Genomic DNA, 13,388 nt, shown 5'->3' with positions numbered 1-13,388 from the left:
TATAATAAACTAAAGGAGTGATTAAAATTAAGGAGATTATAGAAATAAATAATACCGAAATAATTATGGGTTTATTCGGTAATTTTGATAAAAATAGAAAATATATTGAAAACAGATTTGATGTAAAAATTAAAACTGAAAATGGAAATATAAGTTTAAATGGAGAAGAGGTTAATTTAAATCTTGTAAAAAAACTTATTGAAGAAATTATTCAAGTAATAAAAAAAGAAGGAAATATTGACTATCAAAAATTAAAATATTTTTCTGATATGCTTGTTCGTGAAAATAAGGAAGTTATAAAATCTTCTCTTGATAAAGTTATTGTTACAACAGCAAATGGCAAACCAATTAAGCCAAAAACTTTGGGACAAAAATCTTATGTTAATATGATTGAAAATAATGATGTGGTTTTTGGAATTGGACCTGCAGGAACTGGAAAAACTTATTTGGCTGTTGCAATGGCGATAAGAGCTTTTAAAAATAATGAGGTAAATAGAATTATTCTTACAAGACCTGCCGTTGAAGCGGGAGAGAGTTTGGGATTTTTGCCTGGAGATTTGCAAGATAAAGTCGATCCATATTTAAGACCTCTTTATGATGCACTTTTTGAAATTTTTGGTTTTGAAACTTATCAAAATTTAGTTGAAAAGGGCGTAATCGAAGTTGCTCCTCTTGCTTATATGAGAGGAAGAACTTTGGATAATTCTTTTGTAATTTTGGATGAAGCGCAAAATACAACTTTTGAGCAAATGAAGATGTTTTTGACAAGGCTTGGCTATGGCTCAAAAGCTATTATAACTGGAGATATAACTCAAATCGACCTTCCTCGTGGTAAAAATTCCGGCTTGAAATCTGCCTCAAGAATTCTTAGAAATGTTAGAGGAATAGAATTTATGGAATTTACTTCAATCGATGTAGTAAGACATCCTTTAGTTCAAAGAATAATTGAAGCTTATGATAAGGCAGATAAGGAAAAAGAAAAAAATGAATTTAATAATAAATAATGAAACAAAAGAAGAAGTAAACATTGAAAATTATCTTGAAAAAGTTATTAGAGAAGTTTTAAAGCTTGAAGATATTGATGAGAAAAAATGTGAAATTTCTCTTTCTTTTGTTGATGAGGAAAAAATAAGACAATTAAATAAAGATTTTAGATCAATTGACAGGGTAACTGATGTCCTATCTTTTCCAATTGAAGATTTTTTTAATGAAGATAGGGAAAATATATTGGAAAAACCATATCTTATGCTTGGCGATGTTGTGATTTGTCTTGATGTTGCAAGAAAGCAAGCAGATGATTTGGGACATTCTTTTGAAAGAGAAGTAATGTATTTGACTTGCCATTCAATTCTTCATCTTTTGGGCTATGACCATATTGAAGATGATGATAAAAAAATTATGAGAAAAAGGGAAAAAGAAGTTATGAAAAATCTTGGAGTATTCAAATGAAAGATGAAAAACAATTAATTGAAGAAATAAAAGACCAAGTAAAAAAAGAATTAAAAGAAGAAAAGAAAAAAGAAGATGAGGCTGAAAAATATATTCCAAAAGCAAAAAGTCCTGGGGAAAAATTTGTAAAAGGCTTTGATTATGCCTTTGAGGGCTTGGTTTTTGCTATAAATAATGAAAAAAATATGAAATTTCATGTCCTAACTTCTATTCTTGTTTTGTTTATTTCTTTGTTCTTAAATGTTTCAAGAGTAGAGATGATGTTTTTGGTTTTTTCAATTGCCTTTGTAATTTCTTGTGAGCTTTTAAATACTTCGCTTGAACAAGCAGTAAATCTTGGGGGTGGTGGAAAAAAATCAAAAGAAGCAAAAGCAAGTAAAGACTTATCTGCGGCAGCCACTTTTGTGTCAGCTATGAACACACTTTTTATTGCTTATTTGGTATTTTTTGATAAGGTTGCAAATTTTTCATCATCAGTTGTACTAAGAATTTCGAGAAGACCATCCCACCTTGCCCTTATAACTGTATCAATTGTAATAATTTCTACCATATTTTTTAAAGGAATTTTTTACAAGGGCCACGGAACAGCTTTTCATGGTGGATTTGTTTCAGGACACACATCAATTGCCTTTTGCCTTGCAACAATTGGCTCAATGAGAATTGATGAAGGGTTTTTGATTTTTGTATTTTATGGTCTTGCAATTATAGTTGCAGAAAGTCGTTTTGAGGCAAATATCCATTCTCTTCCAGAAATTATAAGAGGAGCGATTTTGGGAACGGCGACAGCTTTATTAATATTTGGAGTATTTTCATGAAAAAAGATTTAAAAGAATTAATACAAATTGCTATAGAAAATAAAAAAAATTCTTATTCGCCTTATTCAAAATTTAAGGTATCAAGCCTAGTTTTGACAAAAAAAGGAAATATTTACAAGGGAGTAAATATAGAAAATGCAGCTTATTCAGTGACAATTTGTGCGGAAAGATCTGCACTTGCAGGAGCAATAAGCGCAGGCGATAGAGAAATTGATACAATAATTATTACAGGAGATAGTAATATGACTTATCCTTGTGGAGTTTGCAGGCAATTTATGGCAGAGTTTTTAGATTCTGATTCAAAAATTGTAATAGCCAACTCAGTTGATGATTATAAGATATATGGACTTGATGATATTCTTCCATATAACTTTTCAAAAAAAGATTTGGAGGAAAAATGAAATCAGGTTTTGTATCGGTAGTGGGAAGGGCAAATGTAGGAAAATCTACATTAATGGAAAAAATTTTGGGAGAAAAAATTTCAATAATTTCAAACAAACCCCAAACTACAAGAGATGAAATAAAAATAATATATAATGACGAAAATTCACAAATAATTTTTCTAGACACACCAGGCATTCAAACGCCAAGAAATAAACTTCAAGAACATTTACTAGAAGTTTCAGAAGATAGCCTAAAAGATTCTGATATAGTAACTTTTATTGTTGACAATTCTTTAACAATTGGAAGACTTGATAAGATGATTTTGGAAATTTTAGAAAAAGTAAATGCTCCAAAAATTCTTCTTATAAATAAATGCGATCTTTTAGAAGAAGGAGAAATTGAACAAATAAAAAGGACTTATATTGGCTTAAATACTTTTGATTATATAATTCCAATTTCTGCATTGAATGATGAAAATATTGGAAAATATATAGAAACTGTCAAAGAAATTTTGCCAGAAGGACCTCTTTATTATCCATCAGATATGATAACTGACAAAAACGAAAGATTTATTGTATCAGAAATTATCAGGGAAAAAGCTCTAAAAAATTTATCAAATGAAATCCCTCACGGAATTTTTGTAAGAATTGACCAATTCAAAAAAAGAGAAGACAAAAATTTATATGACATATACGCAAGTCTTATTTTGGAAAGACCAAGTCACAAGGAAATAGTAATAGGAAAAAACGGTAGTAAAATTAAAAAAATCGGCATGGAAGCAAGATGCGAAATTGAAGTTTTTATGGATAGCAAAATTAATTTAAAATTGTGGGTTAAGGTCGAAAAAGATTGGCGTAAAAAACAAAAATTGGTGGATAGGTTTGGTTACAAGTGATAATTCAAATGTAGAAGGTTTCGTATTAAGGGAATTTTCCTACAGAGAATCAAGCAAAATCATAGAAATTTTTACAAAAGATATGGGAAAAATTTCCGTAATTGCCAAGGGAGTTTTGAATAAAAAAAATTCAAATCTTTCTTCAACCCAAAGATTTGTCAAAGCCTCATACAATCTTTATAAGTCTGGAGAAAAATTTTTTGGAATAAGAGATGCGTCATTATTAAAATCTTATTCGAAATCAAATAAAAATTTTGATATAATAATATACAAATCGGCAATTTGTGATTTGTTATTGAAAACAATTGATTATGACCAAAAAGACTTAGTTTACAATTTGTTGGACAAGACTTTTGACAGTTTTGAAAAAGCAAGTGAAAATTATTTAAATATTTTTCTTTGCTTTTTATTAAAGTACATATCTTTTTCAGGTTTTAAACCAAATTTAAAAGAATGTTCCTTGTGTGGATCAAAAATCAATCCTAGTGATGCTTATTTTTCTATAAAAGATGGGGGCATAGTTTGTTCATCTTGCAAGAAAATAAAAAAGGATATAGTATATCTTACAAGAGAAGAATATTTGTATATTTTAAAATTAATCTATACTCCAACTGATGAGGTTTCAAAGATTAATTTAAATATTGAAAAGGAAAAAATTATAAATTTGATAGTAAGCTATGTATTGAGATGTTTGGAAATTAGAAAATTTAGCTCACTTGATTGGGTAATGAAATTAGTCAAATAATAGGAGAAAAAATGTATTTTGAAGATTTAATGCTAAAATTAATAAAATATTGGGAAGAACAAGGTGCATCAATCATGCTTCCTTATGATTTGGAAAAAGGTGCAGGAACAATGAATCCTCATACTTTTTTAAGATCTTTGGGAAAAGAACCTTGGAAAGTTGTTTATGTAGAACCATCAAGAAGGCCGGCTGATGGTAGGTATGGAGAAAATCCAAATAGATTATACCAACATCATCAACTACAAGTTTTACTTAAACCAACTCCAGAAAATATTCAAGATTTATATTTAAAAAGTCTTGAGGTAATTGGAATTAATCCAAAAGAACACGACATAAGATTTGTAGAAGACAACTGGCAATCACCAACTCTTGGAGCTTGGGGACTTGGTTGGGAAGTTTGGCTTGATGGAATGGAAATAACTCAATTTACTTATTTTCAACAAGTAGGCGGAATTAACTGCGAGCTTGAAAGTGGAGAAATAACCATGGGCCTTGAAAGAGTTTGTATGTATTTACAAAATGTAGATAATGTTTTTGATATTAAGTGGTCAAAAGATTTAAAATATTCAGATGTTTTCCAATTGCCAGAATATGAAAATTCAAAATATTCATTTGAAGATGCTGATAGCGAAGTTTTGGAAAAATTATTTGAAATTTATGAATCTGAAGCAAATAGATTAATTGACAAGGGACTTGTTTATCCAGCTTACGATAATGTATTAAAATCATCTCACACTTTTAATACTTTGGATGCAATGGGTGCAATTTCTGCATCAGAAAGAAGTCACTATATTAAAAGAGTAAGAGATATTTCTAGTAAGGTTGCAAAATCTTATATTGAAAAAAGAGAAGAACTAGGATATCCACTTTTAAGAAAGGATAAGTAATGAGCAAATATTTATTAGAAATAGGAGTTGAAGAATTTCCTTCAGCTTATATAAATTCGACAAAAAAACAACTTGAAGAAAAATTCAAAAAATTAATTGAAGAAAATAAATTAAGCGTAGAAGAAATAAAAGTAGAATCCACTCCAAGAAGATTTGCAATTTTACTTGATGGACTTGAAGAAAATAAATCAAATGAACTTATTAGTGTAAAGGGACCTTCCAAAAAAATTGCTTATGATAATGAAGGTAATCCATCAAAAGCGCTTTTGGGATTTTTGAGAGGACAAAAAGCAGAAGTTTCTGATGTAATTATTAAAGATTTTAAAGGCGAAGAATATATTTATGTAGAAAAAAAAGAAGAAAGTCTTTCAATAAAAGAAGTTTTACAAAAAAATGTATATGACCTTGTGAAATCATTAAACTTCCCAAGATCTATGAGGTGGGGAGGAAGATCAATTAGATTTGCAAGACCAATCAGATATTTTCTATCCTTATTAGATGATGAAATTTTGGAATTTGATGCTGAAGGAATTAAAGTATCAAATACAACAAAAGGTCACAGAGTTTTAGGAAAAAGTGAAATTCTTGTAGAAAAAATTGAAAATTATATAGAATTACTTAGAGAGAATTATGTAATTCTTTCCTACAAAGAAAGAAGAGAAATAATTTTAAGAGGTCTTAATCGCTATGCCAAAGAAATTGGTGGAAAATTTTTAAAAGATGAAGACTTACTTGAAGAAGTTATAAATATTGTCGAATATCCTACAGTTTTGATGGGAGAGCTTGATCAAGAATATTTAAAATTACCAAAAGAAGTAATTGTAACACCAATGAAAGATCATCAAAGATATTTTCCAATTGTAGATGATAATGAAAAATTAATGCCATATTTCTTGCTTGTAAGAAATGGGGATGATTTTGCCAAAGAAAATGTTATAAATGGAAACAAAAAAGTTCTTACTGCAAGGCTTGAAGATGCAAAATTTTTCTATGATATAGATAATAATAAAAAATTAGAAGATTATGTGGAAGAGCTTAATAGATTGACATTTTTTGAAGGACTTGGTTCAGTTTATCAAAAAACTGAAAGACTTATTTCGCTTTCAAAAAATTATCTTGATGAATTTAAGCTTGGAGAAGATGTTTCAGATAATTTATTAAGAGCAGCTTATCTTTCAAAGGCAGATCTTGTAACAAAAATGGTTATAGAATTTACAGAACTTCAAGGAATAATGGGAAGAATTTATGCGACAAATTCAGGCGAAAACAGCCAAGTTGCAAATGCAATCGAAGAAGCCTATAAGCCTAGAAGCTCAGAAGATTCTCTACCAAAATCAGTTGCAGGAATTGTTTTATCAATCGCTGATAAAATTGATACAATAGCTGGACTTTATATAATAGAAAATTATGTAACAGGAAGCCAAGATCCGTTTGGACTTAGAAGATCAGCAATTGGTGTTATAAATATAATTGCAGATAATAAAATTGATGTTGATTTGAAAGATTTAATCAAAGATGCCCTTTTTGTTTATACAGAGAAAAATGAAATTTCTTTTGATTATGATAAAACTTTAGAAAAAATAGTAGAATTTTTCATCGATAGACTTAAAAATATGCTAATAGACAAGGGATACAGATATGATTTTGTAAATGCAGTTCTTGCTACTGGAGAAACAAATATTTTATCAGTTATAGAAAAAGTAAAATCTGTTGAAGAATTTGTAGAAAAAGAAAATAGCGAAGAAATTCTAAATTATTTTACAAGAATCAATAATTTTACCAAGGATTTTGAAAATACAGAAGTAAATGTAGAAATACTTGACCAAGGTTTAGAAAAACAATACTACGACCTTATAGAAAATTTGGATTGTGAAAAATATTTAAGCCAAAAATTATACACAAAAGCTCTAGAAGAAATTGCATCTACTATGGACCTTGGTAACGAATATTTGGATAATACAATGATAATGGTTGAAGATGAACAGTTGAAAAATAATAGGTTGGCATTATTAAATAAACTAGCGACAAATATTTCTAGAATATTTAATATAAAAGATTTAGTTAAATAGGTGATAGTATGGATTGTGATGTATTGAATGTTTATATAATCAGTGATTCCACTGGAGCAACAGCAGAAACATTTGTAAAATCAGTAATAACTCATTTTCCAAATGTGAATTTCGAAGTTAATAGAAAATTTAATATTGATAGTGAAAAAAAAATTAACAAAATTGTTGAAAAAATTCCTGAAGATTCAATAATAATCCAAACTATAGCTGAGAAAAAACTTGAAGAATATTTGAAACAAAAAGCTAAAAAAGAGAATATAAAAGTTATAGATATATTAGGGCCAGCTCTTTCACTTTTTGAAGAAGTTACAGGGCAAAAAGCTCTAAGAGAGAAAAAACTCACAAGAAAATTATCTGAAGATTATTTTTCAATGATAGAATCCATAGAATTTGCCGTAAAATACGACGATGGCAAAGATCCAAGAGGAATAAAAGAGGCAGATATTTTACTACTTGGAGTTTCAAGAACATCAAAAACACCTGTAACTATGCTTCTTGCAACAAAAGATTATAAAGTTTTTAATCTTCCTTTGGTTCCAGAAATAAGACTTCCAGAAGAAGTTTTCGAAATTGATCCAAAAAGAATCATAGGTCTTACTATCGATCCTGATAAATTATCAAAAATTAGAGAAGATAGGTCAAAAGGTCTTGGCTTAAAATCAAAAAGCGAATATTTTGATAAGGAAAGAATCAATAGAGAATTAAAATATGCAAAAGGAGTTTTTGAAGATTTGGATTGTAAAGTTTTTGATGTAACATTAAATACAATAGAACAAACAGCCACGGACGTTCTAGAATATTACAAAAAGAATTTTTCTTAAAAAATATGCTGCTTTTGCAGCTTATTTTTTATGTGGAGGAGGCTTATGGAAAATACAAAACTTATTTTATCAAGACGACTTATTATTAGAAAATTTGAAAAGGAAGATTTAGAAAAAAATCTAGAATTTATAAAAGATTCAAAATTTTTTTATTTCACAAATTTAGAAACAAAAGAAGAAGTAATCGAAAAAGTCTCAAAATTTTATAAAGAAAAAGAAGACTATAATTTTTGGCATATAGTAAAAAAAGGAACAAACGATTCAATAGGAGTTATAAAAGCCTTCGAAAAAAATGATGGAGTGGGACTTTTTATAATTATAAATAAATCACTAAGAAACAGAGGATATGCAAGAGAATCCCTTGAAGCAGTCATAGATTATTTCTTTACCCTTGGCGAGAAAAAAGAAATATATTTAAAAGCAGAAAAAAATAATGGAGCTTTTAAATCTATTATAGAAAATTTACACTTTAAAAAGTATGATGAAGATATAAAGTATAGCTACTACAAGATGGATAATCTTGATTATATGAAATATTTTGCAATATTTGGAGAAATATAGGAGGGATAGATGGAAAAAAAATCCGAAATTATGGTATTGGACTTTGGTGGCCAATATAACCAACTTATTGTAAGAAGAATAAGAGAAATGGGAGTTTATGCATCACTACATGATTGCGATGTTGACTTGAAAACTCTTGATCTTGAAAATTTGGACGGAATAATTTTGACAGGCGGCCCACAATCAATTCACAGTGACGATAGTCTAAAATTAAATCCAGAAATTTTAAATTTAAACGTTCCAGTTCTTGGAATTTGCTATGGCATGCAAGCTCTTGCTTTCCATTTTGATGGAGAAATAAGCGAAGCAGAAAAAGGAGAATACGGAAAAACTCCTTTATTTGTTGACCAAAGATCAAAATTATACGAAAATGTAGCACAAGAATCAATAATTTGGATGAATCACAGAGATCAAGTCACAAAAATTGCAGATGGATTTAAAAAAACTGCTTGGACATTGAACTGCCCAATAGCAGGATTTGAAAACGAAGAAAAAAATATCTACGCCGTACAATTTCATCCAGAAGTTGCTCATTCGGAATACGGATTTCAAATATTAGAAAATTTCGTTTTAAATATTTGTAAAGCAAAAAAGACTTGGATAATGAAAGATTTAGCCAAAGAAACCATAGAAAATATAAAAGAAAAATACGCTGGAGAAAAAATGATTTGTGGATTATCTGGTGGAGTGGATTCAACAATAGCTGCAACACTTGTACACAAAGCAATAGGAAATGATCTTCAATGCATATTTGTAGACCATGGTTTATTAAGAAAAAACGAAGCAAAATCTGTTATGGAACAATACAAAAAAATTGGACTAAACGTAAAAATGGTTGATGCTTCAAAAGAATTTCTTGATTTACTAAAAGGCGTAGAAGAGCCAGAAGAAAAAAGAAAAATTATAGGAAACCACTTCATAGAAGTATTTGAAAGAGAAGCCAAAAAATTTGGCGATGCAAAATATTTAGTACAAGGAACAATTTATCCAGACGTAATAGAAAGCGGAAAAGGAAAAGGTTCAGTAATAAAATCCCATCACAACGTAGGTGGACTTCCAGAAGATATGCTTTTTGAAGGCGTAGTAGAACCACTAAGAGAACTTTTCAAAGACGAAGTAAGAGCCCTTGGAGAAAGCATAGGCGTTCCAGAAGAAATGGTATGGAGACAACCATTCCCAGGACCAGGACTTGCAATAAGAGTTTTGGGAGATATAACCGAAGAAAAATTAGAAATAGTTAGAGAAACCGACGCAATCCTAAGAGAAGAAGTAAAAAATGCAGGATTAAACAGAGAAATTTGGCAATATTTCACAGTATTTACCCCACTAAGAACAGTAGGAGTAAAAGGCGACGAAAGATCCTACGATTATGTAGTAGTAGTAAGAGCAGTATCAAGTAAAGACGCAATGACAGTAGAAGCCTTCGATATGCCATACGAACTCCAACAAACCCTATCAAATAGAATGATAAACGAAGTAAAAGGAGTAGGAAGAATAGTCTACGACATAACATCAAAACCACCAGGAACAATTGAATGGGAATAGTAGCAAAATTTTCTAAAATGGCTTAATTACAAGCTATATAGAGAATAAAAAATGGCTACTGGTACTCAAATGGTACTGGAAGCAAAAAAGAATAATTAAAATAATAGTTCCAAGTGGTTTACATTTGGACAAAAAATTAGACCGTAGTTTTTAAGCTGCGGTCTTTTTGCGTACATATTTTTATAATAATACTATATGACAAAACCTAAACATAAATTCATAAAAATAGCTATCATGAATAGCTTTATAAAAAATGATTAAAATTAATTGGTAAAATCAGAGTATTAATTTAGCAAACAATTATATAAACCGACAAAAAATTGTTGGTTTGAATTCTAGTATTGTCACAAATATGATATAATAATTATATTACAAGAGGACTGGAATGAGCCGATAAATCTAATCAGAAATAATTGAATTAAAAGGAAAATACACAGATACGATTACAAAGGAAATAGTATCTTTCCTTAATGGTGCAGGAGGATCTATTATTATCGGAGTAAAAGATGATGGTGTTGTGGTTGGTGTTGACAAAATTGATGAAATTCTTAGAAAAATATCTGATATTATAACAACTAAAATAGAACCGAACCCACAAGAAGAAATAAGTTCAGAAATTAAAATTTGATGATTGAAAAACTCTAATAGTAATTCATATAAATAAAGGTCATCATCATATTTATTGTCAAAAGAAATATGGATTCTCTTCTACTGGTTGCACAATACGAATCGGAACAACCTGTAAAGAGATGACACCGGAACAGATAAAAATTCGATATGAGAAAAAATTTATAGTTAATGAATACATGCTTAAGAAAAGATCAAATTCATCAGATTTATCCTTTAGAGAGCTTAGGATATATTACTCTGAAAAAGATTACCATTTAGAAGATAAATCTTTTGAAACTAATTTGAATTTAAGAAATGAAGATGGGGAATATAATTTATTAGCAGAATTATTATCTGATAGAAATAATATTCCGTTTATTTTTGTGAAATTTCAAGGATAGAATAAAGCTTCTATATCTGAAAGAAGCGACTATGGTTATGGATGCATATTAACTACTTATGAAAAAATAAAAAGCAGATTGCGGGCTGAAAATATATGTATTTCTGAAACGACAGTAAGGCCAAGAAAGGACACATATTTATTTGATTTTGACTGTGTAAATTAGGCGATTCTAAATGCTTTAGTTCATAACGATTGGACAATTACCGTGCCGCAGATTTCAATGTTTAATGATAGACTTTATATATTATCACATGGTGGACTTCCTAATGGAATGACAAAAGACCAATTTTTTGATGGAATAAGTAAGCCTAGAAACGAAACATTGATGAGGATATTTCTAAATATGGGACTAATTGAACACACCGTACATGGGATTCCTACGATTGTAGAAAAATATGGGAAAGATGTTTTTGAAATTGAAAGCAACTATATTAGATGCACCATACCTTTTGAACAAGAAGTAATTGACCAAATAGACAACAAAAATGTCGGTTTGAATGTCGGTTTGAATAAAACTGAGAAGAAAGTGATTGAACTTCTTATTGAAAATCCAATCTTGACATCAATTGAACTTTCAGAAAAATAGGGGTAACAAAGAGAACTATCTAAAGAGCATTCAAATCTTTACAAGAAAAGAAAATGATAGAAGGAGTTGGATCAAAGCGTGATGGAAATTGGATTGTTGCGAGATGAAAATACCACTTTTAATTTCAGGTATATCAATTCAGATTTACTTTAATATGTTTAAATTTAAACCTGTAATAAGTTTTCAGATATATAATTACTAATAACAGTGATATAATTAGTCAAAATAGCTTTACAGTCTAGTTTTTAAAAGCTAAATAGATTTTATAAGGAGTAAAAGTAATGGATTATAAAAAAGAAAAAGATATAATTTTAGCAATTTGCTATGACTTCGATAAGACACTTACGCCAGATGATATGCAAGCTCAAGGATTTATACAGTCCTTAGAACAGAACGTGGACGAATTTTGGAACGAATCTAATAAATTAGCAGAAGACAATGATATGGATCAAAATTTGGCATGGATGTACAAGATGGCCAAAGATTCCAGAGGTAAACATATTTTCAACAAGAAAACTCTTTTAGAATATGGAGCAAATGTTGAATTATTTCCAGGAGTCGAAGAATGGTTTGACAGAATAAATAACTATGGAAAAGAAAAAAGCATTCAAGTTGAACATTATATAATTTCATCAGGCTTAAAAGAAATGATTGAAGGAACTAAAATAGCAAGCCACTTTAAAAAGATATACGCAAGTTCATTTTATTACGATGCCGATGGTGTCGCTGTCTGGCCAGCACAATGCATAAACTATACGAGTAAGACCCAATTTCTCTTCAGAATAAAAAAAGGTGCTCTTGATATTAACGATACAAAGGTAAATGATTATTTTAAAGAAGATGAATACCGAGTTCCCTTCAGAAATATGGTCTATATAGGCGACAGTGATACAGATATACCATGTATGAAACTTGTATCTACAAATGGTGGCTACTCCATTGGCGTCCACGGAAAAGATTCAAAAAATAAAGTTTTTAAGATGATAGAAGAAAACAGAATAAAATATTTTACAGAAGCCGATTACACTGAAGGATCAGAATTAGAAATATTAGTAAAAAATATTATAGATAGAACAGCTGCTAACGAAATTTTGGAGAGAAAAAATGCAGAATGCTTAAGAGAAATGAAGAGCGAAAGAACAAACAAGGATGAGAATTATATCAAAAAGGAAGATTTAATAGACCAATTAAGCGAAAGCCCATCATTTTCTAAAACCCATGAAATAATTAAAAAAATGAGCTCTATAGACTCTTGGGAAAGTAAACAAATTGAAAGAATATTAAAAATTGCTTTAGCTAATAATCAAGTTAGATATATTCTTAAGGATCACGATGTGAAAAAATTTTATGAATATATTTGTACAAAATCAACAAGTCGTTTTTCTCAAGAAATAAAAGATATTATTGAATAGAATAATATTCTTTGGACATTCAAAAAACAGAAAAATTAATATATCAGATAATTAGATTATTTAATCCAAGAAAAAATATAATATGACTTTTTTAAGGCACCTTTTTAAAATATAGGTGTCTATTTTAATGAATTTTACCTAGTTAGGGAGAATCCTAATACCCCAAATGATATGAGCAAAGGAGAAATGTATGTATAATAGAACAAG

At 29.3% G+C, this 13,388-nt stretch carries 15 protein-coding genes; all 15 read left to right on the top strand.

All coding sequences use genetic code 11. The features are described from left to right. Window positions 1-65: 65 nt before the first annotated feature. Window positions 66-1,004 (top strand): PhoH family protein, encoded by a 939-nt coding sequence (locus HMPREF0078_RS06185; RefSeq protein ID WP_039920578.1) that lies wholly within the window; start codon window positions 66-68, stop codon window positions 1,002-1,004. Beyond that, window positions 985-1,449 carry an rRNA maturation RNase YbeY gene (gene ybeY, locus HMPREF0078_RS06180; protein WP_039920577.1) on the top strand — a complete coding sequence of 155 codons (465 nt, stop codon included), beginning with the start codon at window positions 985-987 and terminating at the stop codon, window positions 1,447-1,449. Before HMPREF0078_RS06185 ends, ybeY begins: the two co-directional genes overlap by 20 nt. Next, complete coding sequence (locus HMPREF0078_RS06175; protein ID WP_004839276.1) at window positions 1,446-2,264, top strand: diacylglycerol kinase; 819 nt, start codon at window positions 1,446-1,448, stop codon at window positions 2,262-2,264. Before ybeY ends, HMPREF0078_RS06175 begins: the two co-directional genes overlap by 4 nt. Next, complete coding sequence (cdd, locus tag HMPREF0078_RS06170; RefSeq protein ID WP_004839275.1) at window positions 2,261-2,665, top strand: cytidine deaminase; 405 nt, start codon at window positions 2,261-2,263, stop codon at window positions 2,663-2,665. The genes HMPREF0078_RS06175 and cdd overlap by 4 nt, the downstream gene beginning before the upstream one ends. After that, window positions 2,662-3,543, top strand: a complete 882-nt coding sequence (gene era, locus HMPREF0078_RS06165) for a GTPase Era (RefSeq protein WP_004839274.1) — start codon at window positions 2,662-2,664, stop codon at window positions 3,541-3,543. Before cdd ends, era begins: the two co-directional genes overlap by 4 nt. Further along, entirely contained in the window at window positions 3,530-4,288 is a 759-nt protein-coding gene (gene recO, locus HMPREF0078_RS06160; protein WP_004839273.1) for a DNA repair protein RecO, read from the top strand. Before era ends, recO begins: the two co-directional genes overlap by 14 nt. Before the next feature lie 11 nt (window positions 4,289-4,299). Then, window positions 4,300-5,175, top strand: coding sequence for a glycine--tRNA ligase subunit alpha (glyQ, locus tag HMPREF0078_RS06155; RefSeq protein WP_019118472.1), 876 nt, complete (start codon window positions 4,300-4,302; stop codon window positions 5,173-5,175). Continuing rightward, window positions 5,175-7,244, top strand: coding sequence for a glycine--tRNA ligase subunit beta (gene glyS / locus HMPREF0078_RS06150; RefSeq protein WP_004839271.1), 2,070 nt, complete (start codon window positions 5,175-5,177; stop codon window positions 7,242-7,244). The genes glyQ and glyS overlap by 1 nt, the downstream gene beginning before the upstream one ends. An 8-nt stretch (window positions 7,245-7,252) precedes the next feature. Further along, entirely contained in the window at window positions 7,253-8,065 is an 813-nt protein-coding gene (locus tag HMPREF0078_RS06145) for a pyruvate, water dikinase regulatory protein (protein WP_004839270.1), read from the top strand. Between the two features lie 45 nt (window positions 8,066-8,110). Then, window positions 8,111-8,626, top strand: coding sequence for a GNAT family N-acetyltransferase (locus HMPREF0078_RS06140; protein WP_039920573.1), 516 nt, complete (start codon window positions 8,111-8,113; stop codon window positions 8,624-8,626). A gap of 9 nt (window positions 8,627-8,635) precedes the next feature. Then, window positions 8,636-10,171 carry a glutamine-hydrolyzing GMP synthase gene (gene guaA, locus HMPREF0078_RS06135; protein ID WP_004839268.1) on the top strand — a complete coding sequence of 512 codons (1,536 nt, stop codon included), beginning with the start codon at window positions 8,636-8,638 and terminating at the stop codon, window positions 10,169-10,171. 409 nt (window positions 10,172-10,580) lie between these two features. Continuing rightward, window positions 10,581-10,799 (top strand): RNA-binding domain-containing protein, encoded by a 219-nt coding sequence (locus HMPREF0078_RS09350; protein ID WP_081445744.1) that lies wholly within the window; start codon window positions 10,581-10,583, stop codon window positions 10,797-10,799. A gap of 178 nt (window positions 10,800-10,977) precedes the next feature. Continuing rightward, window positions 10,978-11,181 carry a hypothetical protein gene (locus HMPREF0078_RS09220; RefSeq protein ID WP_081445743.1) on the top strand — a complete coding sequence of 68 codons (204 nt, stop codon included), beginning with the start codon at window positions 10,978-10,980 and terminating at the stop codon, window positions 11,179-11,181. 222 nt (window positions 11,182-11,403) lie between these two features. Further along, window positions 11,404-11,769 carry an ATP-binding protein gene (locus HMPREF0078_RS09215; RefSeq protein ID WP_004839266.1) on the top strand — a complete coding sequence of 122 codons (366 nt, stop codon included), beginning with the start codon at window positions 11,404-11,406 and terminating at the stop codon, window positions 11,767-11,769. Between the two features lie 281 nt (window positions 11,770-12,050). After that, window positions 12,051-13,181, top strand: coding sequence for an HAD family hydrolase (locus HMPREF0078_RS06125; RefSeq protein ID WP_004839265.1), 1,131 nt, complete (start codon window positions 12,051-12,053; stop codon window positions 13,179-13,181). The last annotated feature ends 207 nt before the right edge of the window (window positions 13,182-13,388 follow it).

It is taken from the genome of Anaerococcus vaginalis ATCC 51170 (assembly GCF_000163295.1).
In the GTDB taxonomy this organism is placed as follows: domain Bacteria; phylum Bacillota; class Clostridia; order Tissierellales; family Peptoniphilaceae; genus Anaerococcus; species Anaerococcus vaginalis.
Note: the sequence above shows the minus strand (reverse complement) of the source record. Positions and strands in the feature narration are given on the sequence as shown.